This is a genomic window from Ruegeria sp. AI3, assembly GCF_056541245.1.
The window spans coordinates 1-25589 of sequence record NZ_JBQFYA010000011.1 but is presented as its reverse complement, the minus strand read 5'-3'; the positions used below and the strand labels follow the sequence as shown (position 1 = coordinate 25589).

22 protein-coding genes and 2 pseudogenes are annotated in these 25589 nt (G+C 59.3%); 6 read left to right on the top strand and 18 right to left on the bottom strand.

Features of this window, described 5'->3' with window-relative positions:
- The first annotated feature begins 13 nt into the window (after positions 1-13).
- The gene (locus ACRZ95_RS16285; RefSeq protein WP_170680183.1) at positions 14-952 is read left to right on the top strand and encodes a c-type cytochrome; all 939 of its coding nucleotides are present in this window, start codon (positions 14-16) and stop codon (positions 950-952) included.
- Positions 953-1015: 63 nt separating this feature from the next.
- Here ACRZ95_RS16285 and ACRZ95_RS16280 read toward each other — a convergent pair whose 3' ends face one another.
- The 18 genes and pseudogenes from ACRZ95_RS16280 to ACRZ95_RS16195 all read right to left on the bottom strand — a co-directional run bounded on the left by ACRZ95_RS16280 (position 1016) and on the right by ACRZ95_RS16195 (position 20693).
- Positions 1016-1468, bottom strand: a complete 453-nt coding sequence (locus tag ACRZ95_RS16280; RefSeq protein ID WP_170556048.1) for an SRPBCC family protein — start codon at positions 1466-1468, stop codon at positions 1016-1018.
- A gap of 106 nt (positions 1469-1574) precedes the next feature.
- Positions 1575-2387 carry an XdhC family protein gene (locus tag ACRZ95_RS16275; RefSeq protein ID WP_170680185.1) on the bottom strand — a complete coding sequence of 271 codons (813 nt, stop codon included), beginning with the start codon at positions 2385-2387 and terminating at the stop codon, positions 1575-1577.
- Between the two features lie 12 nt (positions 2388-2399).
- Positions 2400-3542 carry a vWA domain-containing protein gene (locus ACRZ95_RS16270; RefSeq protein WP_480555224.1) on the bottom strand — a complete coding sequence of 381 codons (1143 nt, stop codon included), beginning with the start codon at positions 3540-3542 and terminating at the stop codon, positions 2400-2402.
- A gap of 47 nt (positions 3543-3589) precedes the next feature.
- Positions 3590-4456 (bottom strand): AAA family ATPase, encoded by an 867-nt coding sequence (locus tag ACRZ95_RS16265; RefSeq protein WP_170680189.1) that lies wholly within the window; start codon positions 4454-4456, stop codon positions 3590-3592.
- A gap of 104 nt (positions 4457-4560) precedes the next feature.
- Complete coding sequence (locus tag ACRZ95_RS16260) at positions 4561-6978, bottom strand: aerobic carbon-monoxide dehydrogenase large subunit (RefSeq protein ID WP_170680192.1); 2418 nt, start codon at positions 6976-6978, stop codon at positions 4561-4563.
- On the bottom strand, positions 6975-7469 hold the full coding sequence (locus ACRZ95_RS16255; RefSeq protein ID WP_170473684.1) for a (2Fe-2S)-binding protein: 495 nt from the start codon (positions 7467-7469) through the stop codon (positions 6975-6977). The genes ACRZ95_RS16260 and ACRZ95_RS16255 overlap by 4 nt, the downstream gene beginning before the upstream one ends.
- Positions 7470-7481: 12 nt before the next feature.
- Entirely contained in the window at positions 7482-8315 is an 834-nt protein-coding gene (locus ACRZ95_RS16250) for an FAD binding domain-containing protein (protein ID WP_170680194.1), read from the bottom strand.
- A 139-nt stretch (positions 8316-8454) separates the two neighbouring features.
- A complete protein-coding gene (locus tag ACRZ95_RS16245; protein WP_170680196.1) occupies positions 8455-9552 on the bottom strand; it encodes an MHYT domain-containing protein in 1098 nt (365 codons plus the stop codon).
- A gap of 138 nt (positions 9553-9690) precedes the next feature.
- The gene (locus tag ACRZ95_RS16240; protein WP_170680199.1) at positions 9691-10782 is read right to left on the bottom strand and encodes a ferritin-like domain-containing protein; all 1092 of its coding nucleotides are present in this window, start codon (positions 10780-10782) and stop codon (positions 9691-9693) included.
- Entirely contained in the window at positions 10779-12683 is a 1905-nt protein-coding gene (locus ACRZ95_RS16235; RefSeq protein ID WP_170680201.1) for a GMC family oxidoreductase, read from the bottom strand. Before ACRZ95_RS16235 ends, ACRZ95_RS16240 begins: the two co-directional genes overlap by 4 nt.
- Entirely contained in the window at positions 12680-13156 is a 477-nt protein-coding gene (locus ACRZ95_RS16230) for a hypothetical protein (RefSeq protein ID WP_170680203.1), read from the bottom strand. The genes ACRZ95_RS16235 and ACRZ95_RS16230 overlap by 4 nt, the downstream gene beginning before the upstream one ends.
- Positions 13143-14084 carry a hypothetical protein gene (locus ACRZ95_RS16225; protein ID WP_170463365.1) on the bottom strand — a complete coding sequence of 314 codons (942 nt, stop codon included), beginning with the start codon at positions 14082-14084 and terminating at the stop codon, positions 13143-13145. The genes ACRZ95_RS16230 and ACRZ95_RS16225 overlap by 14 nt, the downstream gene beginning before the upstream one ends.
- A 57-nt stretch (positions 14085-14141) precedes the next feature.
- On the bottom strand, positions 14142-17315 hold the full coding sequence (locus ACRZ95_RS16220) for an adenylate/guanylate cyclase domain-containing protein (protein ID WP_480555281.1): 3174 nt from the start codon (positions 17313-17315) through the stop codon (positions 14142-14144).
- 21 nt (positions 17316-17336) lie between these two features.
- Positions 17337-17477, bottom strand: a pseudogene (locus ACRZ95_RS16215) (double zinc ribbon domain-containing protein); the annotation flags it as partial.
- 159 nt (positions 17478-17636) lie between these two features.
- Positions 17637-17990 carry an antibiotic biosynthesis monooxygenase gene (locus tag ACRZ95_RS16210; protein WP_170680207.1) on the bottom strand — a complete coding sequence of 118 codons (354 nt, stop codon included), beginning with the start codon at positions 17988-17990 and terminating at the stop codon, positions 17637-17639.
- Between the two features lie 259 nt (positions 17991-18249).
- Positions 18250-19710, bottom strand: a complete 1461-nt coding sequence (xylB, locus tag ACRZ95_RS16205; RefSeq protein WP_170680209.1) for a xylulokinase — start codon at positions 19708-19710, stop codon at positions 18250-18252.
- Positions 19711-19781: 71 nt separating this feature from the next.
- Positions 19782-19988, bottom strand: a complete 207-nt coding sequence (locus tag ACRZ95_RS16200) for a hypothetical protein (protein WP_170680211.1) — start codon at positions 19986-19988, stop codon at positions 19782-19784.
- 75 nt (positions 19989-20063) lie between these two features.
- Positions 20064-20693, bottom strand: a complete 630-nt coding sequence (locus ACRZ95_RS16195) for a response regulator transcription factor (protein WP_247748029.1) — start codon at positions 20691-20693, stop codon at positions 20064-20066.
- A 220-nt stretch (positions 20694-20913) separates the two neighbouring features.
- Here ACRZ95_RS16195 and ACRZ95_RS16190 point away from each other — a divergent pair, with 220 nt between their 5' ends.
- The 5 genes and pseudogenes from ACRZ95_RS16190 to glyA form a co-directional block, all read left to right on the top strand.
- Positions 20914-22155, top strand: coding sequence for an aminotransferase class V-fold PLP-dependent enzyme (locus tag ACRZ95_RS16190; RefSeq protein ID WP_170680213.1), 1242 nt, complete (start codon positions 20914-20916; stop codon positions 22153-22155).
- A 28-nt stretch (positions 22156-22183) separates the two neighbouring features.
- Positions 22184-23383: a malate--CoA ligase subunit beta gene (locus ACRZ95_RS16185; RefSeq protein WP_170680214.1), complete on the top strand. Its 1200-nt coding sequence runs from the start codon at positions 22184-22186 to the stop codon at positions 23381-23383.
- Positions 23380-24267, top strand: a complete 888-nt coding sequence (gene sucD, locus ACRZ95_RS16180) for a succinate--CoA ligase subunit alpha (protein WP_170380404.1) — start codon at positions 23380-23382, stop codon at positions 24265-24267. Before ACRZ95_RS16185 ends, sucD begins: the two co-directional genes overlap by 4 nt.
- Complete coding sequence (locus ACRZ95_RS16175; protein ID WP_170680223.1) at positions 24267-25238, top strand: 2-hydroxyacid dehydrogenase; 972 nt, start codon at positions 24267-24269, stop codon at positions 25236-25238. Before sucD ends, ACRZ95_RS16175 begins: the two co-directional genes overlap by 1 nt.
- A 74-nt stretch (positions 25239-25312) precedes the next feature.
- Positions 25313-25589, top strand: a pseudogene (gene glyA / locus ACRZ95_RS16170) (serine hydroxymethyltransferase); the annotation flags it as partial.

Genomic DNA, 25589 nt, shown 5'->3' with positions numbered 1-25589 from the left:
GAGGAGAAATGAAATGAAACTTCTGTTGAAAGCAGTCACGATTGCGTCTGCAATTGTTGCAACCCCGGCCCTGTCGGAAAGTTGGACTTTGTCCTCGGATGCCTCTCATCTGGCCTATGGTACGATCAAGAAAGACACAGTGGGTGAGGTCAATTCTTTCACCTCGCTGAGCGGTCATGTCAGCCCTGATGGCAAGGCCGAGATCGAGATTGATCTGTCCTCAGTAGAAACCAATATCGACATACGCAACGAACGGATGATCGAATACGTGTTCCGCAAGGCAGGCACCGCTGCCCTGACCGCTGAATTCGACATGGATGAGGTCTCGGGCCTTGCCGTGGGCGCATCGTCGATCATCGATGTCGAGGCCGCGTTGTCTCTGGTCGGGACCGAGATCGAGTTCGACGCCGAGATGTTTGTGGTGCGACTGACCGAGACATCGGTGATGGTTTCTACCAATGATATGGTTTTTCTCAGCACCGAGGACGCAGGCGTGGATGCAGGCGTTGACAAGCTGATGGAGCTGGCCGACCTGCCCGGCATCACACGGACCGTACCGATCACCGCACGTCTCGTGTTTACCATGGACGAAAACAAGGCCGAAGCGGCGACCGCCGCTCCGGTCGCAATCGCCGCAGTGGACGGGGATCTCCAAGCGGGCAAGAAGGTCTTTCGCAAGTGCAAAGCCTGCCATCAGCTGAAAGAAGGCCGCAATGGCGTAGGGCCCTCGCTGTTCAAAGTGGTGGGTGCATCTGCGGGGCAGGTGGACGGGTTCAAATATTCCGGCCCGCTTGCCAGTGCCGATCTTGTCTGGACGCCGGAGAATCTGGCGGCGTTTCTGGCCGACCCCAAAGGGTTTCTGCCCGGCAACAAGATGCAGTTCCCCGGCCTGAAGAACGAGGCCGATATCACCAATGTCATCGCCTACATGCAGGATGAGGCTCAGGGCTGAGGGAAACAAAATGCGGTGTGGCAGACCCTGCCACACCCACTGGATGCGCGTTAGGTGCGGCGCTTATTGCACGAATTGTTCTGCAACGACTTCTCCGAACTTGTCGAAGAACTTGCCGGATAGCTTTTTGGCCGTCCCTGCAATCAGGCGGCTGCCTAATTGTGCGATCTTACCGCCGATCGTCACCTTGGCTGTGTAAGACAGAACCGTCTCATCCCCGTCGGCAGTCAGAGATACATCCGCGCCGCCTTTGGCAAAGCCGGCAGCACCGCCTTTGCCTTCGCCGGACAGCGAAAACGCATCTGGCGCCTGGGAGTTGTCCAGCGTCACCTCGCCGTTGAAGCGGGCCTTGACCGGGCCGATTTTCAGGACGACCTTGGCCTCGAGGTGTTCGGGGGAATGCTGGATCAACTCTTCGCAGCCCGGAATGCATTCGCGCAGCACATCGGGGTCATTGAGCGCGCGGTAAACGGCGTCCTTGGGGGCAGCGATGCGAATTTCGTCGGTGAGTTCCATCTCGGGGGTCCTTTTTCAACAACATTTCGGAAAGACACGGAGGGCTTTTTCGGTCGCCTCCTCCGCGGTCAACTCGGGTTGCGCCGCTTTGAGAGCGTGCAGCCAGTTAAGCCATTTTCTCATCATGGGACGTCTCCTGGGATTTGTCAGAATTGCGCCACATGATGATTTCAGCCAAAATCGAAAGCGCGATTTCATGCGGGTCGATGGCGTGGATATCCAACCCGGCGGGCGACTTCAGGCGCTTGGTCTGTTCAGTGCTCAGCCCTTGCGTTTCCAGTTTGGCACAAAGCACTTCGGCCTTGCGGCGGCTGGCAACCATCGAAACGCGGCGCGCAGGTGACAGCAGTGCAGCTTTCAATGCCGCTCCGTCGCCTTTGCCTTGCGACGCCACCACAACAAAATCACGCGCTTCAACGCCCAAAGCGTTCAGATGGTTGGGATCAAAGGGGGTGTATTTCACCGTGTTTTCAGCACCCTCAGGCAAACACACGCGCAACCCAGCCAGTGCGGCATGGGTCGCCAACGCCTGCGCGATCGGAGAGACTCCAAAAATGATCAAGCGCGGAGCGTGTTGATAGGGTTCGATCAGCATGTCCACTGTCCCTCCGGATGGGCACCCGCTTTTGTAGGTCTGAACACCGTCCGGGTCGGCCATAGACACAACCTTGTCCGAGGGTTTGACGCGGATCATTTTCGGCTCACCTGACACCTGCGCCTCTTGCGCTGCGGCGCGAACCGCGCGTTGCACGCAGGCACCCCCCAGATGGCCTAGAACCGTACCGTCGCGGGTAATGGCCGCCTTGCCTCCGGCCTTGGCCGAGGTCGCATCGGCTGTGCGCAGAACGGTCGCCACGCAAAAGGCATCGCCGGTGCGGCGCAGTTCTTCAATCGTGTCGAAAATGTCGAAACCTGCCATCGGTAAATCCTTTCACAGTTTTCTGAATTCAGGTTCCAGCGCCGCCAGCGCCTCAAGCGTATTGGCGGGCAGATGGGCATCCAGATGGGGTTCTGCGGCCTGCATGGCAGCGGCAACCGGTTGGTAATTCTGCCAGCCTTTCAGCGGGTTCAGCCAGACGACCCGGCGCGCTTTGCGTTGGATCCGTTCCAGAACCTGCCCCAATGCCTGCGGAGCCGTGCTGCAATACCCATCCGACAAGATCAGCACGATCGTCCGTCCGTTCAGCGCCCGCGCGCCGTAGCCGTCCAGAAAGCTTTCGAGACTGCCAGAGATGTCGGTCCCGCCGCCAAACCCCTCGGCCATCAGTGAAAGCCGCCCGGCGGCGCGGATTGAGTCGTGATCGCGCAGTGCGTCTGTCACGCGCATCAGACGGGTGTGGAACAGATAAGCGTCGGCTTCGGTTCCGCTGCCGATTAGTCCCTTGAGAAAAGCCAGGAAGACTCGGGAATAAACGGTCATCGACCCACTGACATCGCATAGCGCAACGATCCGCATCGGTCGCGGCGGTCGCGCACGGCGATAGAGGTCCATCGGCTCTCCACCCCGTGCCAGACTGGCCCGTTGTATCCGCCGCATGTCCAGCGTCCGACCACGTAGTGCCTGTCTATGTCGGCGAGATCGGCGGTCGCGGATCGCTAGGGCTAGCTGCGTTGCGGCCCGTTCGGCCTGTCTCAGCGACTCGTCATCCATCAACTCGCGCAGATCCCGGCGCGACAGGTTGGCCGTTCGGGTCGCAATCAGCTTCCCATCCATCCCTTCGGCCTCCCCGTCGCCCGGATCAGGAGTGGCGGCTGCCTGATGTTTATCCGTTTGCGGATCCTGTTCGCCTTGCGTTTGCTGCTGCCAGATCTTCGGTTTCGCCGACTGCACCCGTACATGAGCGGTCTGCGCCATCCCACTGCGCTGTTTGCCGGCATTGAACCAGTAGGCGTCGAACAGCTCATCAAAGCGTCGCCAATCCTCGGCGCTGCCTGTCAGCAACACGCACAAGGCCTGCCTGGCCTGTGTCCTGTCGGTTGCCTCGACCGCCGCCAAGGCGGCCAGCGCTTCACCGGTTTCAGCGGGACCCACGCGTAATCCGTTCATCCGCAGATGGGCCATGAATCCGCTCATGCGGTCCACCAAGCCTGTCGCGCGGGAAGGGAACCGGGTGACCTGCATCACGCAACCTTCCCGATCAAGCGATCCAGAACCTCAGACGGGGCGGCGTCATAGTCGGCTGCCGTCTTCAGCAGGCAGACCAGCGTCGCCTGCACCTCGCCCCGAGACCGGGCCATGTCGTTCACACCCAGCCCCGACAGGGCGGCGGCCCAGTCCAGCATCTCGGCAATGCCTGGTGTTTTCTCGAGGTCTTCCTTGCGCAGGGCCTGAACAACCCCGACGATCTGACGTGCCAGCAACCCTTCAATAGAGGGCATACGCGCCTTCAAGATGGCCATTTCCGTCTCGCGCGAGGGGTAGCCGAGATAGCTGTACAGACACCGCCGCCGCAAAGCGTCGGACAGGTCCCGCGTGCCGTTGGCCGTCAGGATCACAATCGGGCGAGAGCGCGCTTTGATGGTCCCAAGCTCCGGAATTGTGATCTGAAAATCAGACAGGATCTCAAGCAGATAGGCCTCGAACTCTTCATCTGCGCGGTCAATCTCATCTATCAAAAGAACCGGAGGGTCGTCCTCACTGATCGCCTCTAAAAGGGGCCGTTTCAGAAGGTAGTCATCCGAGAACAACTGCGCTTCGCTTGTGCCACCATGCGCTTCGCTCGCGCGGATGGCCAGCAATTGGCGCTGATAGTTCCATTCGTAAATGGCGTGGCTGGCATCCAGCCCCTCATAACACTGCAAGCGGATCAAGCGCGCGTCGTGTTGGGCAGCCAGAGCCTTCGCGACTTCGGTTTTGCCAACGCCTGCCGGACCTTCCAGCAGCAAGGGCCGCCCCAAAGCCTGCGCCAGATGCAGCGCCATCGCCAACCGATCATCGGCAACATAGCCCTGCGCGGCCAATCCGTTCTGCACGTCACTCAAAGTCAAAACCAGGATCCATTCTTCATCTGGCTAAAAATTTCCCGGGGGAGGTTCGGAGGGGGCTGGCCCCCTCCGTTCGGTCGGACCGGCGTCAGCCGGTCCGAACCCAATCACCCATGCATCCCCAACCCATTGGCGATCTTCCAGATCCGCCAATGGTCATGCGGCATATGGCTCTGCACCAACCCGAAGGGTCGGAACGCATCATGCACCGCGTTTGAGAAACAGGGCACGCCACCCACATTCGGGCTTTCGCCCACACCCTTCGCGCCAATCGGATGGTGCGGAGAAGGCGTCACCGTATAGTCGGTGATATAGTTCGGCGTCTCCCACGCGGTTGGCAGGAAGAAGTCCATCAGCGTGCCGGTTTTCACATTGCCCATCTCATCATAGGCAATCTCCTGACCCATTGCGATGGCCAAGGCTTCGGTCACACCACCATGGACCTGCCCGTCAATGATCATCGGGTTGATCCGGGTGCCACAATCATCCAGCGCATAGAACTTTCGCACGTCCCACTCACCGGTATCCACGTCGATCTCCATGACGCAGATATAGGCCCCGAACGGATAGGTCATGTTCGGCGGGTCATAGTAGCTGACCGCCTCCAGACCGGGTTCCAGTCCCGGGATTGCCTGATTATAGGCGGCAAAGGCGATTTCCTTCATCGTCTTGAAACGCTCGGGCGCGCCTTTGACGGAGAACCGATCCACATCCCATTCGACATCGTCGTCGTGGACCTCAAGCAGATAAGCCGCGATCATCTGCGCCTTGGCGCGGATTTTGCGCGCGGCCATGGCAGTCGCTGCACCGGCAACGGGCGTGGACCGAGAGCCGTAGGTTCCCAGACCGTAGGGCGCAGTATCGGTGTCGCCTTCCTCCAAAGTGATATCATCGGCGGGTAGACCGATCTCACTGGCGATGATCTGGGCAAAGGTCGTGGCATGGCCCTGACCCTGTGAAATCGTCCCCAACCGCGCGATGGCGGACCCGGTCGGGTGGATCCGGATTTCGCAACTGTCGAACATACCAAGCCCAAGAATATCGCAGTTCTTCACTGGCCCGGCACCCACGATTTCGGTGAAATGCGTCAGACCAATTCCCAGCAGCTTGCGGGTTTTACCAGCCTTGAAGTCCTCAACCCGCTGTGCCTGTTCCGCCCGCAGACCTTCGTAGTCGACGGCCTTCAATGCCTTGTCCCAAGCGGTATGGTAATCGCCCGAGTCATACTCCCAGCCCAGAGCCGACTGGTACGGGAACTGATCGGCCTTGATGAAGTTTATTCGGCGCAGCTCGGCCGCGTCCATGTTCAGTTTGATGGCTAGAACCTCGATCATGCGTTCGATGAAATAGGCGGCCTCGGTCACGCGGAAGGAACAGCGATAGGCCACCCCGCCCGGAGCCTTGTTGGTATAGACACCATCCACGGCCAGATAGGCGGTGGGGATGTCATACGACCCCGTACAGATGTTCATGAAGCCTGCAGGGAATTTGGTCGGGTCCGCACAGGCGTCAAAGCCGCCATGGTCCGCCGTGGTGTGACACCACAGGCCGGTGATCTTGCCGTCCTTGGTGGCCGCGATCTTGCCCTGCATCCAGTAGTCGCGGGCAAAGGCGGTGGACATCAGGTTCTCCATCCGGTCCTCGACCCATTTCACCGGCTTGCCGGTGACAATCGAGGCCACGACCGAGCAGACATAGCCCGCATAAGCTCCAACCTTATTGCCGAAACCGCCACCGATATCGGGGCTGATGACGCGGATATTGTGTTCGGCGATGCCTGAGATCAGCGACACAACCGTCCGGATCGCGTGCGGTGCCTGAAACGTGCCATACAGCGTTAATTTTCCGGTCACCTTGTCCATGCTGGCAACCGAGCCGCAAGTCTCCAACGGGCAGGGGTGGGTGCGGTGATAGTACACCATCTCCTCGGCGACCACGTCAGCTTCGGCCAGAATGGCCTCGGTCGCATCCTTGTCGCCTTGTTCCCAGGTGAAGATGTGGTTGTGATGCTTGCGAGGGCCATGCGCACCTTCGGTTTGACCTTCAAGGTCTTCGCGCAGGACCACATCGGATTTCAGCGCCTCAAACGGATCGGTGATCACAGGCAGTTCTTCGTAGTCAACCTCAACCAACTCCACCGCATCGGCGGCGATATAGCGGTCTTCGGCGACCACAAAGGCGACTTCCTGGCCTTGGAACAGCACCTTGCCGTCGGCCAGAACCATCTGCTTGTCACCCGCCAGCGTTGGCATCCAATGCAAGCCCAGCGGAGCCAGATCCTCGGCGGTCAGAACAGCGATCACGCCGGGCATCGCCAAGGCAGCCTCTTTGTTGACGCTGACAACGCGGGCATGTGCGTAGGGGGAGCGCACGAAGTCGCCGAATAGCATGCCGTCCAGCTTGATGTCATCGACATAATTGCCCTTGCCTTGGGTAAAGCGCACATCCTCGACGCGTTTGCGCGAGCTGCCCATCCCCTTGAGATTGGCGGCGCGTTCTTCGGGGGTCAGTGTCTGGTCGTTCATTCCGCAGCCTCCTTCTGAGCGTTCAGCATGTCAGCAGAGGCCGAGATCGCCTTGACGATGTTCTGGTATCCGGTGCAGCGGCACAGGTTCCCGGCCATCCCGAAACGGATATCCTCTTCGGTCGGGTTCGGGTTTTCCTGTAGCAAACGGTGCGCGCGAGTAATCATCCCCGGCGTGCAAAAGCCGCATTGCAGCCCGTGATGCTCGCGGAACATTTCCTGCAATACGCCAAGGCTGCCATCGTCATTGGTGAGGCCTTCGACGGTGGTGATATCGGCTCCGTTCACTTGCGCTACAAAGGTCGTGCAGGATTTGACGGATTTGCCATCGATATCCACGGTGCAGGCGCCGCAATGGCTGGTCTCGCAGCCGATATGAGGGCCGGTGATTTTAAGATCTTCCCGAAGGAAGTGAATCAACAGCGTGCGCGGCTCGGCCAGACCTTCGACCTCTTTGCCGTTCACGGTGAGTTTGACGTGCATTTTCGACATGGTTTCCTCCCCTCAACCCGCGCGGCTTTGCGCACGGTCGATGGCGCGGCGCAGCATCACGCTCGCCACATGTTTCTTGAATTCGACGGGTCCACGGTTGTCGGCCACGGGTTCAATGGCATCCAGCATGGCGGCAACACAGCCGTCCACATCGCCATTGGCCAATGCAGCGCTGGCGCTTTCGGACCAGATCGGAGTGTCCGCCAAGTTGGTCATCGCAACAGAGGCCGTGCCATTGCCGACCATCACAGCTGCGGCGGCCGTAGCGTAATCCCCGATCTTACGCTTTTGCTTCTCATACGCCTGACCAACTCCGGCCCCCGGCACAGGGATCGAAATCCGGGTCAGAATTTCTTCATCCTCGCGCGCGGTGAAATAGGCGGCCTCATAAAACTCACGGGCGGCGACACTGCGTGACCCATCGGGGCCGGACAGTTCAAACGTCGCGTTCAGGCACTGCATCAAACCCGGCATGTCGTTCCCTGGGTCGCCGTTGGCGACATTGCCACCGACGGTGCCCATGTAGCGGACCTGAGGGTCGGCAATCTGCAAGCCCGCCTCGCGGATCAGCGGAATGGCAGTGGCGAGACCGTCATGGGTGATCAACTCGTGCTGCGTCACCATGGCGCCAAGGGTCACGGTATCGGACCCGACCTCGATGCCCTTAAGTTCGTCGATGGCCTGAAGATCGACAAGATGGCCCATCTCGGCCATGCGCAGCTTCATCATCGGGATCAGGCTGTGCCCGCCCGCGATCACGCGCGCTTCGTCTCCGTGTTCTTGTAAAATGCCGATGGCCGAGGCGATGTCGCCTGGCCGGTGATACTCAAAACCGGCTGGTATCATGTTTTTCCTCCCTGGGTCCAAGCGGTATACCTTGGGGTACCTGCAGTTAGGAAAGAGGGGTGCGCTCAGCGGTTCCAGCCGTAGGGAACGGGGCGCGCAGCTTGTTTCACGAAATGCGAATAAGCTGCACGAGTTGCGATCAAAGGCCCAAAGCGTCGCGGATGTCCGACAGGCGGGATCGGCTGACAGGTACTTTGCTAAGGGCCTCGACAGAGTCGAAATAGCACGTCCCGTTGTCCTTGTGCCTCTCGAAGCTTGAGACATGTTTGGGGTTCACCAGATAACTTCGATGGGCGCGCAGGAAGCCATCGGGTTGCAGGCGCGTCTCAGCCTCGGTGATGGACCAGGGGCAGAACAGTTTCTCGGAATCGATATAGAGAATGGTGTAATGCCCCTCGGCCCGGATGGCGGCAATTTGGGCGGGTTCGGCAAAGAAGGTCTGACCTTCGCGTTCAAACGGCACTCCGGCGCGAAGGGTCGGGGTCGGTTCTGGCTGCGACGCGGGTTCTGGTTCTGCAGCCGATTCTGGTTTGGGTTCGATGAAGGTGATCCCGGTCAGCAGGAAGGCCCCACAGATCAAAAAGACTGCGACCGTGACGCCCATCGCCAGAATCTGGTTGTCCAGCGCAGGCCCCGCAGCCCCGGCAGTCTCGGTGGCCACGAAATCCGTAAGACCGGTTGCGATGAAATGCATGGAAAACACGGCAATGCCGAAACAGGCTGTGCCCAGCAGGATGTTCCGATGGGTTCGGCTGTCGTAAGCCACCCAAATCGCCAGAACCGACAGAACAACCGAGGCCGCGGTCGATAAAACGATGTCGAACAGGCTGTAGACGGGTCGGCACAGCTGCATCCCGGCCATGCCGACATAGTGCATGACAACGATGCCAAGCCCCACGATCACGCCCGCGCCAATGATGGTCGGCGGGGTTCTGGGACGGAAATGCAAAAGCAGCAGCGCCAGTCCCACCATAAGGATGGCGACCAGCGCCGAGATCAGCGTCACCAGCGCGTCGTAATAAAACAGGATCGGCAGTTGCAGGCCCAGCATGGCAACGAAGTGCATCGACCAGATACCGCCACCCAGTATCACGGCTGCGAGGGCGACAATGAACTTGCGCCGTTGATTGTCCAGTTTAGACGCGCCATGCGTCAGGTACAGACCGGTAAAGCCGGCCATCAGCGCTACGGCCAACGAGGCCGCCACGAGCCACGCATTGTGCGAATAGTCCAACATTGAGATGCCGCGCCCTCCCCAGCGCGATCATGACGTTATCAAACTGAAATTATCCGCACAATCTTTGTTGGCCTCAGCGGAAGACACCTGTTTAGAATGAGGTGCATAAACGGGTCTCGCCGGTTTTTAGGCTACAGGTCAGCCCCGCTTTTTCGGCGCAAGGTAGGTCCATGTCGGCCCGGCTGTCTCGCCCGATCCGTCCGGCAATGGGATGCGCATCAGTTTTTGCGCCAGCGACTTGATCGAATACATCGTTGGAACAAGGTCGCGCAAAGCGGATTTATCCTCGTTGAAGGCGATGTGCAGACCGTCCAGCAAACCGGACCACGCGGCGTTGAACTCGGCCGAAATCGCGGCGATTTCGGGGGCGGACTTGTAGTTCTCCTCGCTGGGGTCGTCTTTCATGGGCGAGACCGCGCTCCAATCAACGATCAGGTCACCGCCAGTCGGAGGGTCGGTCACAAGATCTTCGGGGCGATAGTAGCGGCTATGTAGGATTTCGTTGAACTTGAAGAAATGCGCAACGTCCTCATGGCCGGCTGGCCCCGGAATGGTGTCTCCGTCACCAGCTTTGCCACCCAGATCTGCGCCTTCACCTTCTTCCATGATCTTTTGGATGGCATCAAAAGCCGCTTTGCGACGTTGCGCGGGGGTGCCGGTTATCTCGACAACTTCACCGCCCGCGCCGAAATAGTCGTCATTGGAGATCTGACGCGCGGGGTCGCCGATGAAGATCTCTTTGTCCCCGAACTCCTTACATGCTTCTTCCAGCAGCTTCCTGACATAGGCGTAGAATCCGCCGATGGTGGAATAGTGCCCCCTCAATGCCTTGCGGAGGTCTTTCGGCGCGGTTTCTATCTTGCGGAAGCTTTTGACCTGTTTGGGCGAGAACTTACGCAGACGCACCTCTGGCCCGGCCCCGTTCAGTAACTCTGTCGGGTATTTCGGCAGCAAGTTTGGATTGTTCAGCTGAGGCGTACCCCCGATCGCGTTCATCACATTCGCCGCAAGAACCATATGCAGCATCTCTTCGACCATGACCTGGCGGATCACCTCGATCGGCTCGGCATTCACGATGGTCGGCTCGGACCGGTCGTATTGCCCTTGCTCCAGGATCGAATAGCAGGCGGTCGCGTAGGGCGGGATTGTCGAAAGCTCCAGCATCAAGGCGTCTTGCAGATGTTTGCAGAGATTTTTACGCGCGGCGTCCAGTTTCTTTTTCGAACTCATTTCGCACCCCCTTTCCGAACGGCCTTCTGGATGGCTCTGGCGGCCCTGAAGGCCATGGCCGACATCGTCAGCGTCGGGTTGGACGTGGCAATCGTCGGCATCGAGCCCGCGCCCACCAGCCACAGATTGTCGTGGTCCCATGCGCGCATCTCGTCACTGGTGACCGAGTTGTGCCTGTCTGTCCCAATCCTGTGCGTACCGACCAGATGGCCTGCACCGAAGAAGGTGTAACCCTTTCCATCATAGGTTAAATACCCCGCATCCGATGGGCTGTAGGAGGTATGGTTCTTGATACCCAACCGCTGGAAAATTTGCGCGCAGGTGTCATTGGCAGCGGCCAGCCCGGCGCGGGAATAGTCGTCCAGATCATAGCTGATCACCGGGCGGTATTCGCCCATGGGTGTGCGGTAGGCTGGGTCGATGGTCACTCGGTTTGTTGCTCTGGGCAGTTGCTCGACCATGGTGCCAATTCGGACCTGCCGCTGGACATCGTGATAGAGCTTATCGCGCAGGGCGGTGCCATAGAGGTTGTCCTGCTCGACCAGCCGCGCCACGTCTGAATTCGGAGAGCCAGCGGCAAAGTTCCAGCCCCAATTACCGATCTCCAACCGGAAGGCCGCGTTCTTGTTCCTAAAGTTTCCGTCCCGGAAATTGGCGTAGCTCGAGGTCGATCCGGGCCCGCGAAACGGTCCAACCGGCTCGGGCGCGGCGCCCCAAGTCATCATGTAGGGGTGGTCCATCAGGTTGCGGCCCAGCTCGTCACTGCTGGTGCAAATTCCCGAGGCCAGAGCCAGAGTAACGTTTTCCACCGCACCGCCAGCCAGCACAAATTGCTTACCTCTGGCCCGGCGCAGTTCGTACTGAGGCACACCGGGGAACGGGTATTTCTTGTAAACGATGCCAGATACACGCCCGCTTTCGGCCAGTTCGACCTTCGAGGCGATGGCCTGCGTGATCGTCTCCAACTGATGCTTGGCTTCGTGCTTGGCATCTTCGAGCGTTTTCATCGCGTTGTATTTGGCCTGGATCGGGCAGATCGGAATGCAGCTTGAGTTCCCCTCGCACCGCTGACCCATATAGGCGAATGGCCCGGTCGCGCCGCGCGGGAGGAATTGTTGCCGGCGCTTGTCGCCAACCTGAATACCCTTGGCAGTTCTTGGCTTGCGGGGGGTTGAGTTCCGACCTTGCGGCGTGCGCGAGACTTTCAGGTGTACCGTGCTGGTGGCGTCCTCGCCGATTTCGATGGGCATCCCATCTGCCTTGGCAAAGAAGCCATCCACATAAGACGACGGGATCGAATGCATCGGATAGTCGTACTCTTTGTCGAAATACCCGACATTGTCGTGCCGTCCGGACGTGCGAATACCCAGTGCCTTGGGCGTCTGTTCGTCGGCATCGGCCGAAACGCCGATCTCCCACTCGGCGCGCTCATAATCCGCGCGCAGGTCCTGATAGCCAAAGGGCCAGTCAACGCCTTTGCCGAAACGGCTTTGCATCTCGAAATCCGCAGGCATCATGCGCAGGCTTGTGCCCAGCCAATGCAGTGAGGTTCCGCCAAAGGCCATCAGATAGTTGCTGCCAAAGGGCAGGGGGCCGCGTTGGACGAAATACCCGTTTGTATCGGGCTCGGTGCCCCGAACAGCGGTGATATCCAGCACCGAAGGTGAGGGCAGGGTTGGTAGGTTCGGATAGGGAGAGTTCGGCGTCTTGGCCAGCGACAGATAGTACTGATCCAGGTACGAGCGATAGGTTTCCCACGTCTTGCCGTGGTCTTCTCCGGCTTCGAGGATCAGAACCGAATGACCGGCCGATACCAGCTCCTTCGCCAGAATGCCCCCGGCAAACCCGGCTCCCACGATGACCACATCATAGGTCCGGTCGTCATCTGCAATTGCGCTCATTTGCCTGCCCCCCGCTGTTTTGGAGGTTCAAGGCCCCATGCGCCAAAGCCCTGTTGCTTGGCCCCTTGGGGATGCGCGCCGATGGCGTCCCAGACCAGCCCTTCCTTGTAGGACCGGGTCGAGATGATCTTGACCACATCAAACCGCGACGCGCCGTAGCTTTCGCGCCATTCCTGCGAAAGCGGTACCCATTGGCCGGTGTACCAAAGTTGGATCAGCGTGCGTGACAGCGGGCCGAGGCATTTGTCTGACAGATAAGTTTGACGCATGATCCGGTCGTCGTCCTGTTTGCCCAGCTTGTCGGAATGAGACAGGAACTCTTTGAGGATTTCGGTGGGCAGGACTTGCCGAAACTGATGCCAGTATTCGCCTGCGCATCCGGTGCCTTGCAGTTCGGCGCTGCTATAGCCGGTCAGGGCGGCGCTGACGGTCAGAAAGGCGTTAAACTCGGGGGTGTCATCATGCGTCTTCATGGCGATCCCCATCAATTGCGTCCACGTAGAAGCCACGCGGCTCAAAGCAGGCGGGCGGGCTTTCAAAGACTTGCACAGCCACCGGCGTCATATCGGTGAACAGCGTGCGCATGTCGCGGGTCATCGGGAAATCGTTGTTCCCTAGTTTCAGCTTGAAGCTTTTTGCGATGCGTTTGCCCTCTTTCGTGGTCAACATCGCGGTTTCAAACAGGCCCGAGATGGTCCAGCGGGTCCAAACAGTGCGTCCAAGCCCGGTGGCGAATTCGGGGATCGGTGTGCAGTTGGTCAGGGTCCAGTGATCGCCCTTGAGTTTGCCCAGATCCGCCGTCAGATCGTAGACGATGGTTTGCGGATCGTCGGGATTGACCAGTTGAATCCACCATTTCTTGGGTGAGATCGGTGGGTGTCCCTTCATCTTGGCGTTCAGCGAAGGAACCTTGTAGTTGAACTGGCCCAGAAACTTGGGCTCTCCGAACGCTTGGCGTCCGGCCTTGACGGCCATGGCATTATCGGCGGCCACATGAACCCGTAGATGGCCGATGGTTTTTGTCTGATCGCGGCCGTGAAGATATTCGGTCAGTGACATCTTCGGCACGCCTGGCACCCGGTTCTTGGGATAGGCCAGTAGGTTGAATTCGACCTCGTTCACGAAGCCCAGCGAGTTGTCATAGTGCGCGGTATAGCGTTGGAAGTTCAGCAGGATGACGGCCTTGTTCTCGCCGTCTTCATCGGGAAATTCGGCGACGCAAAGGCCGGTGCCTTTCACAAACTGGCGGGCAACTTCGACCGAGGTGTACCAATACATCCACTGGCATTGCAGCGAGGCATAGTAGAAGGGGAACGTGTCAAACTGCTTTGGCAGTTTCGGCATGACGCCGGTGACATCCGTTTGATGGCACGGGTCGCTTTTGGCTTTTTTCTTTGTCATTTGGCTGTGATCTCCCCCACTGGCTGTGACAATTCTACTTGCTCCAATTCCGCCCGATCATGCCTCCGGCTGTTTTGTTTTTAGGGTTTTCAAAATGGCTTTTGCCTCGACCAGCGCGGGTGCTTTGGTCTTGTCGGCGGCCACGGCTTTCGAGATCTCACCAAAGCAGTTCGACGAAGTCTCAAGCTCGGCCAATTCCCGAACGACATGCAAAAGCGGGCCGTAATGGCCAAGCTGCAACGCCACCATGGCAGCGTCTTTAAGGTGGTCGATCCCGGCGCTGTCGTCCCCGTGGGCCATGGCCAACCGACCGCGCAGGCAGGTCAGGCCAACGATCCAGAATTTCTCACTGCTGTCGTTGGCGAAGGCTTCGGCTTCGTCCAACAGCTCCTCGGCCAGTTCCAGTTTGCCGTGCAGAATGGCCGCATCCGCGTAGAGGCACAGGAAGAAGCTCAGACCAAGGCGGCAGCCTGTATCGCGCCATTCGCGCAGGCCCAGGGCGATCTCTTCCAAGGCCTTTTCGCCATCGGTGCTTCGGCGCACCCAACCATTCATGACCCGCGCCCAACCGCGCCAAAACTGGAAAGAATATTCTTCGGACAGGGCGATCAAAATGGCAGAGCTGTCCTGCACCGTCGCCTCATCACCCCGGAAATGGGAAATCCATCCAAGGAAGGCATTGGCGAAGGACTGGCTGAACGGGTGTGCTGTCTCTTCGGCATGGACCAGCGCTGCCTTGATCGCTTTCAGGGCGCTGGCTTCGTCGCCTGATAGCCAGTAGGAAAGCGCGCGATAGCCCTGAAGGGCAACCGCAAGGTCAACCACATCGAAATCGAGGCCCATGAAGCGATGTTCGATGGACAGATTGACCTCAAGCCCGGCCTCAAGATGTTTCAGCGCGTCCTTGGGATGGCCCAGATAGGTCTGAAGCGACCCCATTGAGCGTTTGGCCGAGACAATGGTCAGCGGGCTCGATAAATCCTGACAGAGCGAGACCAGCCGGTCCGCATTCTGTTTCGAGATCTCATATTCCCCGCCCAGCATGGTCGAACGGAACTGCCCGTAGACCACTTTGAACAGCCGCTCGGTCTCGCCATATTCACGGCACAGGGACTGCGCCCGCGCATAGGCCGACAAAACCGATTTATGCGCATAGCCCCGGACGAAGGCCAGAGGCACGGCGATCATGATCTGCATGTCTATTTCGCGCCGGTCGCGTTCCTGCGATTGCGGCATTTCCTGCAAGCATTCCAAAGCGTGCTGCAAATGGGTGATCGCCTCGACATTCGCCGAATGGTCCAATGCCTGCCGGGCAGCGGTCATCAGTTTGCCCTCGGCGGCGGGGTAATTGCCGGCACGCCAATAGTGATGGCCCAGAATTTCGGGCTCTCGCGCGACAGTTTCGGAGTATTTTTCCTCAAGAACTGCTGCGATTTGGCCATGCCATCGTGAGGCTGTCGAGCGCAGCATGGATTGATACGCGGCATCCTGTACCAGCGCGTGGCGGAACCGGTATGCATCAGCCATACCCGGCTGGCCTGCTGGAACGATCAGTTCGGTCTCAAGCAGCTGGTTCAGCGCTTCGGTGATGTCGTTTTCGGTCCAGTCCAGAACCTCGGACAGCAGCTTGCGTTCAAAGTTTCGACCGATTGCGGCGGCGACCTGCACGATCTCGCGGCTGGCCGACAAACGGTCCAATCTGGCCATCAGTGAGTCCTGCAGCGATTCCGGGATCGCCATGGACAATTCGGCCTGACTCTGGCCGCGATTGACCAAAAGGCCGGATTCCATCGCCATCTTGGTCAGTTCTTCGACGAATAGCGGCACGCCATCGGTGCGATCGGCCAACTGGCTGAGAACTTCCGGCGACGGCCGCACGCCCGAAATGCTTTCAACCAGCTTATAGATGTCACGTCGTACAAGCCGGTTAAGCTCCAGACTGGTGACATGGGACTGGTTGCGCCATGGCGATTGGAACTCGGTCCGGGCGGTCATCAGGATCAGGCAGCGGCGGTTCGGCACCTGTTCGATCCAGCCATTGACGAATTCCAGCGTCGAGGCGTCGAACCAATGCATATCGTCGAGCAGCAGCAATAGCGGCTGATGCTGCTCCAACCCCGCGCATAGCTGCAAAAGCGCTTCGATCAACGCACCCTTTTCCCGCTCGGGTCCCATCGGCGCGACCAGAGAGGTGTTGTCTTCCAGCCCCATCAGGCGCAGGACAGGCGCGGCGCAGGTTTCAGTATCAAGGTTCAGATCGGTCAGAAACCGGGTGACTTTGTCCCGGCTTTCCTCAGGAGGCGCATTGGGCAGCATGCCCGTCAGCGTCGTCAGCGCATTCTTGATCGGGAAAAACGCGCTGCTTTGATGCAACGGCGATCCGAACAGGGTGAACTGGGTGGAGTCCTCGCTGGTCAGTTTGTCCTTCAGTCCAAATGCGATCTTTGATTTGCCAACGCCCGCGTCGCCGGTCAGCAGCAGAACCTGCCCCTCTCCGTCCAGCGCGCCGTCCCATCTGGACTGGACCAGAGCGATTTCGGCTGTGCGCCCGATGGTCGGTGTCTTGTCGTGCGCGAAGTCTTTGCGCCCGGTCTCAAAACCGGAAATCCTCGGCCCGACCACATAGAGCTGCAATGGTGTGCTGACACCAGCCAAGGGCGGGCTGCCGATCGAGGTGAAATCCAGACGCTCTCCGATCAGTCTGCGTGTCACTTCCGAGACAACCACCTGACCCACATCTGCAGCAGCCTGAATCCGAGCTGCCACGTTCGGTGTATCCCCAAAAAGCCAGACCTTTTCCGAGCTTGACGTACCGGCTGCCGTGCCCACCACCACAGGTCCGGTATGGATCCCGATCCGCACATTTGTCGAAACCGACTTGTCCGTCAGCCCCGCATTCCCGTCGCGCGTCGCGCCAGCGATCTCAAGCGCGCAAAGAGCGGCGGAATAGTGGCTGAGTTCCTGCGCGGTAGGATAGCCGAAGATGGCGACCACTCCGTCGCCCGCATAGTTTGCAATCTCGCCGCCGAATTTGGTGACGGTCCGGCCAACCAACTCGCGGTATTGCGTGATCAGTTCGCGGTAATCCTCGGGGTCGAGCCTTTCGGACAAGGCCGTTGAACCCACCAGATCGCAGAACATGACGGTCAGTTGGCGACGTTCGGCCACGTCTTCTGGTGCGTCCTTGGGAGAGGGCAAAGGGGCACCCGGTGGGGGACTGTCCTGACCCATCAGCGAAGCCCCACAAGCGGTGCAAAACTTTGCATGCGCCATCGCTGACGCACCACAGGACCCACAGGCTAGGGTCAGTGCATTGCCGCAGCCGTGGCAAAAGTTGGACCCGGCAGGATTGGCCGCACCGCATTTGCTGCAATTAACATTCGGACGTCCCAATATGACTGCCCCTGAGCGCTGTAATTGCGCCGAATATGAAACAAAGAAACAATTTCGCGTTCTTTAGTATCACAAAATCTACAATTCGTCGCCCATGAATTGTGCTCGGGTTTTGTGCGCCCGCAAAGGGTTACTCACTGGTGCGGGCTGGCACTGTGGTTAGGACCCCGCCTGCGGTCGCAGAAACCCTCCAATTCTGTCGATGTTTTCGACCAGAAAGAACGGGCTGTCAGAGCCTGGTATGGGCTGAAAAAGCTGCCCATGGTCTTTTTTGAATGCGGTAAAGATCGGGCCGCTCACATGGTCCAGAAAAGCTTGGAAATTCTTGTAGATTTCGATGAAAACGACGGTGCCGTCACTGCAGGGCGGCGCCGAGTTTTCGCCGCCCGTGTGGATGAGGTAGCCCCAGGTGTCCTCTTCCTGCTTCACATCTTGGGCCAATTGCTTGAGGGCTGCGATCCCCTCGGCCTCTTCTCCGGGTTTCAAATACCAGGTCGCGATTATGCTATACATATCGATAGTCCTTTCGAGAGGCAGGTCTGTGTCCTATCCGTGATCAGCCCTGCCCAGACGGGTCAAATTGATTGATCGTTGTGGCGCGGCGGCCCTCGGTAAAAGAGGGTAAAATATGCCGAAAGAGAGCCTGCAACAGGCTTGCCGGATGAGGGCCACGCAGCCCTTATGTTAGCATATTGTGCGCCGGGCTGGCAAAACTCAGATGTTGCCAGCGGGTGTGTGCGGTCCTGACTGTCACTGAGCCACGGTCCGAATATCAACCCCGCGAGGAAATCTGCCGCAGAGGTCCGTAGGCGGCTTTGAACTGCGCCTTGGTTGCCTCGTAATCTGCGGTTTTGCTGCTTTCGGGCAGAACGCGTTCGCCGATGCTGGGAGGGGTTAGGATGTCTTCGGGCGACGCTCCGGTTTCTGCGATTTGGGCAAGACGCGCGGCCCCCAGTGCTGCGCCGAACTCGCCATCTTTGGGTAGCTCTATGGGTACGTTCAAAACAGTTGCAATCAGCTTGACCCAGTAGCGCGATTTTGTACCGCCGCCGATGCCGATCAGCCGATCAATCCGCGCGCCAGTCTGCACCAGCGCGTCATAAGAGTCGCTCAGACCATAGGCGACGCCCTCAAGCACGGCGCAGGTCAGATCGCTCTTGTCGGTGTCTTTTCCCAGCCCGGTAAAGCCGCCGCGAATGTTGGCGTCGTTGTGCGGGGTGCGCTCGCCTGAGAGGTAAGGGTAGAATTGCACGCGCCCCGGCGCGCGTAGCTCCTCGCCCAGTGCGCGCGTCAGGTCGGCGGGTTTTTGGCCAGTGATTTGGCTTAGCCAGTTCAGGCTGTCGGTTGCAGATAGCATAACGCCCATCTGATACCAGCGATCGGGCACTGCATGGCAAAACGTGTGCAATGCCGAGGCCGGATCAGGGTGATAGCCATCGCGCGCAGCCAACAGCACCCCGGAGGTGCCAAGCGAAATAAACCCGTCTCCTTCGTTCAGAGCACCCAAACCACAGGCAGCCGCGGCGTTGTCTCCGGCACCGCCTGCGACCGTTACGTTATTGCGCAGACCCCAACGGCTGGCAAGATCGGCGCGAAGGGTACCTGCGGGCTGACATCCCTCGACCAGGCGGGGCATCTGAGATTCTGACATCTGCCCAGCGATCAAAAGCTCCTCGGACCATGTACGCCGCGAGACGTCCAGCCAGGATGTGCCAGCGCTATCCGACATGTCAGCGACGTAGTCGCCTGTCAGATAGTAGTTCATATAAGCCGCAGGCAGCAGAACCTTCGCGATACGGGTGAAATTGTTTGGCTCATGTTCCTTGACCCAGAGCAGTTTGGGGGCCGTAAAGCCGGGGAAAACGATATTGCCTGAAGTCTCGCGAATACCGGGCAGGGCGTCCAGATGCTGGGCCTCGGTATCCGCGCGCGTGTCATTCCACAGAATACAGGGTCGGATCACGTCACCTGCGGAATCCAGAAGCGTTGCGCCATGCATGTGGCCCGCTACGCCTACGGCTCGCAGATCGGCGAATTCGGGATGGGCGTCGCGTAGCGCGGCAACCGCCCCCTCTAGCGCCGCGACCCAATCGGCGGGGTCCTGTTCGCTCCAGCCCGGATGTTTGTGTTCGGACGTGCAGGAGCGCTCGGCCGAGCCGAGCACGCTGCCGTCTTCGGCCAAGAGCAGGGCGCGCAGCCCGGACGTTCCCAGATCAATGCCAAGGTAGCTCATACTGCGTCGCCTCTGAATTCACATATTTGCAAACGGTTTATTCTGTTTTTAAGGAGTCTGCAAAGTGCGGATCAGCCCCCGATGTAGCTGCCGGTCTTTGGGCGATAGAAAATCTTCTGATCATGCAGCTTGCCCAGAAGATCATGCATCCGGCGGATGGTGTCTTCGGTGGTCTCATTCGCCTCAATAGAATAAGAGGCCATCGCCTGTCGCAGGGCCTGTTCGATCAGTTCCATATCCTCGATGGAGAGTTCGAACATGTCATTGTATTGCGGCATTTGAAGTCCTCCGGCTGCGGGTGTGAACCCAAAGCATGCCCGGAAAACCCCGAGTTTACCAGAATGCGGTCCGTATCAGTCCCTTTGCATCCGCGCTGCATAATATTGCGCAATGGCTTGGGTCCGGTTTTTGACGCCCAGCTTGTCGTAGATGTTCGACAGGTGGAACTTCACGGTGTTTGTCGAAATCTCGAGCTCTTTTGAAAGTTCGCGATTGGACATGCCCTGCGCCAGCGCCTCGAGGATGGTGCGTTCCTTGCGCGACAGGCTTTCGATCGGGTCCTGCTGCATTTTCCGGACGTCTATGAACGGAAACACCATCTTGCCCGCGGCCACCTTCTCGCAGGTGTCCAGAAGCCCTTCGACCTCGCCCGAGCGTGCGGCAAACCCAGCTGCCCCGGCCTGCATCGCCAGTCGTGGAACGTCAGCATTGGCATCGCCATAGACGACGAAGCGCGGTGCGCTGGCCTGATCGCGCAGCACCTCGATCAGTTTGGCAGCGCCAAGGGCGGGCAATGTCCAGTCCACCACGCCGACCTGAACAGGCACCCGCATGACCGTGCCAAGGAATCCTTCGGCCGTGGCCGAGGTCGCGACCAATGAGAATCGCGGGTCGCGTTCAAAGATCTCTGACATCGCCGACAGGACCAGAGGGTTGCCGTCTGCCAGCATGACGTCGATGGGCTTTGATGGAGCTTCTGCCATATGAATTTGCCCTTAAAGTTCAAAAAACTACCCAAATGGGTGGGTGCAGTTTTTGTATACTATCGTATTTTTATACCTTTAGGTAGGTAATATCCCATCCTATTAGGCATGCTAAATCAGTAGTAAGTTACGTTGCGTGATCTGGCAAGACCACGTTTTCTACACGGCAACTCAACCAAACGGGCCGCTAAGCCTGAGAAACAGCCGAGGAAGCCGCACAATGACTTTCCAGATTTTCCCTCCGCTCGAAATCCCCGAGACCCTTGCAGCGGGTCCCGGACCCGGCAACACGGATGCCCGCGTTCTGCAGGCCTTTGCAGGGGCAGGGGTCGCCGATCACATGCAAGGCGACGTTCTGCGAGGAATGATCGAGTGCAAGTATATGCTGCGCGAAATCTGGGGCACGCAGAACGCCTATACCTTCGCCGTCGCCGGAACGGGTTGGAGCGCGCTGGACACCATGTTCTCGGCCGTCATGCCGGGCGACAAGGTTGTGGCTTTTGCCAACGGCACATTCTCGGGCATTGATGCGCTGACCCTGCGGATCAAGGCGGCGACGCCCGCTGAACACGCAGCCAATCCGCTTGACCCGCAAGCTGCCAGCGTCACCGTGATCGAGGTTCCGCATGGCCAGTCTGTCACCGGAGAAATCGTCGAAGCAGCCCTGGCCGAGCACAATGCCAAATGGGCGTTCATGGCGCATTGGGAAACCGGGTCCGGCCGGATCAACGACATTCGTGGCTTTTCGGACGCGTGTGAGCGTCACGGCGCTATGGGTCTGATCGACGCGGTGTCGTCGCTGGGCGTCGATAACTTCTCTATCGACGACTACCCCGGCATTGCGGGTTGGGCCTCTTGCCCGCAGAAAGGTCTATGCTGTCTGCCACTGACCTACGCGCCGGTTAGCTTTACCGATGCCTTCATCGACAGCCTCAAGACCAGCGGTGCTTACACCTATGTGCACAACCCGATCTTCGAGGCCCGCCACTGGGGTATCGTCGACGGACAGGATGTCGAGAAAGGCACCTATCACCGGACGCATTCGGGCTATGCCGTGGCCGCCTTTCACGAGGCGCTGCGTCTGACCTTGCAGGAAGGGCTGGCCAAGCGCGCTGCGTCTTACCGCATTCACGAACGAGTCCTGCGCGATGCCGTGGTCGAACTGGGGTGCGAGGTCACCTCGGACATGCCGAGCTTGATCGTTCTGAACCTGCCGCCAGAGCTTGCCGGGCGTGAGATGGAATTGGTGCAGAATTGCCGTGCGCGCGGTTATGGCATCTGGCCCACGCTCAGCGCGCCTGTTCAGGTGCGGATCGGCATCCTCAACCAGCTGAACCGGAAATCCGTCAGCCGGATCGTGCGCTTGTTTGCCGAGGCGATGCGCGAACTGGGCGGGCAGATTGATCGGGACGCAATCGAAGCCCTGCTGGAAAGCCGCTACGGCACTTCGATGGCTGCTTAATTTCACTGCAAGAACGGGAGGATTGCAGATGGATATTCACGAATATCAGGCGAAAGAACTACTTTCGAATTTCGGTGTCGAAGTGCCGCCCGGTGCTTTGGCCTATAGCCCGGAACAGGCGGCCTATCGGGCGCGTGAACTGGGGGGCGACAAGTGGATCGTCAAAGCGCAGGTCCACGCAGGCGGCCGCGGCAAGGCCGGAGGGGTCAAGCTGTGCAACACCGAAAACGAGATCTACACAGCCTGTGATGACATGTTTGGCCGCAAGCTGGTCACGCATCAGACCGGTCCTGAAGGCAAAGGGATCTACCGCGTTTACGTGGAAGCCGCGGTCCCGATTGATCGCGAAATCTATTTGGGTTTCGTGCTGGACCGTTCCAGCCAGCGGGTCATGATCGTTGCGTCCTCGGAAGGCGGGATGGAGATCGAAGATATCTCGGCCGAGCGTCCGGACAGCATCGTGCGTTCGATCGTTGAACCCGCGGTGGGTCTGCAAGAGTTCCAAGCCCGTGAAATCGCGTTCCAATTGCGGCTGGAGCCGAAGCTGATCCAGCACATGGTCCGCACGCTGCAAGGCTGCTACGCCGCCTTCAGCGATCTGGACGCCACAATGGTCGAGATCAACCCTCTGGTCATCACCGGAGACGACCGCGTATTGGCGTTGGACGCGAAGATGAGCTTTGACGACAACGCGCTCTTCCGTCACCCGCAGATCGCCGAATTGCGTGACAAAAGCCAGGAAGACCCGCGCGAAAGCCGCGCCGGTGACCGGGGTCTGTCCTATGTTGGTCTCGACGGTAATATCGGCTGCATTGTCAATGGCGCCGGTCTGGCGATGGCGACGATGGACACGATCAAATTGGCTGGCGGAGAGCCTGCGAACTTCCTCGACATCGGTGGTGGAGCCTCACCTGAGCGTGTGGCCAAAGCCTTCCGTCTGGTTCTGTCGGACGACAATGTGCAGGCCATTTTGGTGAACATATTTGCCGGTATCAACCGCTGCGACTGGGTGGCCGAAGGTGTCGTACAGGCGTTGAAAGAGCTGGATATCGACATCCCTGTCGTCGTGCGCCTGGCCGGTACCAATGTGGAAGAGGGTCAGAAGATCCTCGCCAAATCCGGTCTTCCGATCATCCGCGCCACCACTCTGATGGAGGCTGCCGAACGCGCTGTCGGCGCATGGCGCAACGACCTTATCCAAGGCACCAAGATGAGGGCTGTGCAATGAGCATTCTTCTAGATCGTAACTCGCGCGTGATCGTGCAGGGTATCACTGGCCGAATGGCGCGGTTCCACACCAAGGACATGCTGAACTACGGCACCAATGTGGTGGGCGGCGTGGTTCCCGGTAAAGGCGGCGAAACCGTCGAAGGCGTTCCGGTCTTTGACACCGTCAAGCAGGCGGTTGAAGCAACCGGCGCGGATGCCAGCCTAGTGTTCGTTCCACCGCCCTTCGCGGCGGACTCGATCATGGAGGCTGCAGATGCCGGTATCCGCTATTGTGTCTGCATCACCGACGGTATTCCGGCGCAGGACATGATCCGCGTGAAGCGCTACATGTACCGCTACCCCAAAGAGAAGCGCATGGTTCTGACCGGGCCGAACTGCGCGGGCACCATCTCGCCGGGCAAAGCGCTGCTGGGGATCATGCCAGGGCACATTTACCTGCCAGGCAACGTGGGCATCATCGGTCGCTCAGGGACGCTGGGCTATGAGGCTGCGGCCCAGTTGAAAGAGCGTGGGATCGGTGTCTCGACCAGCGTTGGCATCGGCGGCGACCCGATCAACGGCTCGTCCTTCAAGGATATTCTACAGCGTTTCGAAGAGGATGAAGACACCCACATCATCGCCATGATCGGTGAGATCGGCGGCCCTCAGGAGGCCGAAGCGGCTGAGTTCATTCGCGATCACATCACCAAGCCCGTTGTGGCTTACGTTGCGGGTCTGACCGCTCCGAAAGGCCGGACCATGGGTCATGCCGGTGCGATCATCTCGGCCTTCGGCGAAAGTGCCAGCGAAAAGGTTGAAATCCTGTCGGCCGCCGGTGTGACCGTGGCCGAAAACCCAGCGGTGATCGGTGAAACGATCGCCCGCGTGATGGAGGCCGCATGATGGTCAAACCCTCGGTTCTAGTCACCCGTCGCTGGCCTGCCGCCGTCGAGGCGCAACTGGCCGAGAACTACAACACCGTGCTGAACACCGGGGACAAGCCTATGTCCCCGGCAGAAATCCGGCATGCGCTGAAATCCTATGATGCGGTCCTGCCGACCGTGACCGATACCCTCAGCTCCGAGGCTTTGGACGTTCCCGGTGCGCAGACGAAAATCCTGGCAAATTACGGCGTTGGCTACAGTCACATCTGCGAGTCTTCAGTGCGTGGGTTGGGCATGACCGTCACCAACACGCCGGACGTGCTGTCCGAATGCACCGCCGATATCGCAATGACCTTGCTGCTGATGGTGGCGCGCCGCGCGGGCGAAGGGGAACGCGAGATACGGGCGGGCCACTGGACCGGCTGGCGCCCCACGCATCTGATCGGCACCAAGGTCAGTGGCAAGGTGCTGGGCATCGTCGGCTATGGCCGCATCGGGCAGGAAATGGCCCGGCGTGCCCATCACGGGTTCGGCATGCAGATCGTTGTCTACAACCGCAGCAAAATTGCACCCGAGGTTCTGGCCCCGTGCAATGCCACGCAGGTCGAAACTGTGGATGATCTGCTGCCGCAATGCGATTTCGTCTCGCTCCATTGCCCCGGCGGGGCCGCAAACCGGCACCTGATAAACGCGCGCCGTCTGGATCTGATGAAACCGGATGCGTTCCTGATCAACACGGCCCGAGGCGAGGTGATCGACGAACGCGCGCTGATCCAGTCCCTGACCTTCGACATGATCGGAGGCGCAGCACTGGACGTTTTCGACGGAGAGCCCCGCATCAACCCCGACCTTTTGCAATGTGACAACCTCGTGATGCTGCCGCATCTGGGCAGTGCCACCCGTGAGGCGCGCGAGGCGATGGGGTTCCGGGTGCTGGACAACCTCAGCGACTTTTTCGATGGCCGCGAACCGCGCGATCGCGTGATCTGACACTCGCGTATATCAATTTCCTGCTCTGGCCCCTCCAAAGGGCCGAGCTTTGGACCGCTTAGGAGGACTGCGTCATGAACGCCCCCAATCGTATCGACGGTTTTTTCACCCAGTCTTTGTCGGACCGTGATCCTGAGCTTTTCGGTTCGATCACGTCCGAGCTGGGCCGTCAGCGCGACGAGATCGAGCTGATCGCGTCGGAAAACATCGTCTCTGCCGCCGTGATGGAGGCGCAGGGCTCGGTGATGACCAACAAATATGCCGAAGGCTATCCCGGCCGTCGCTACTATGGCGGCTGCCAGTTCGTCGATATCGCCGAAAACCTGGCCATCGACCGCGCGAAAGAGCTGT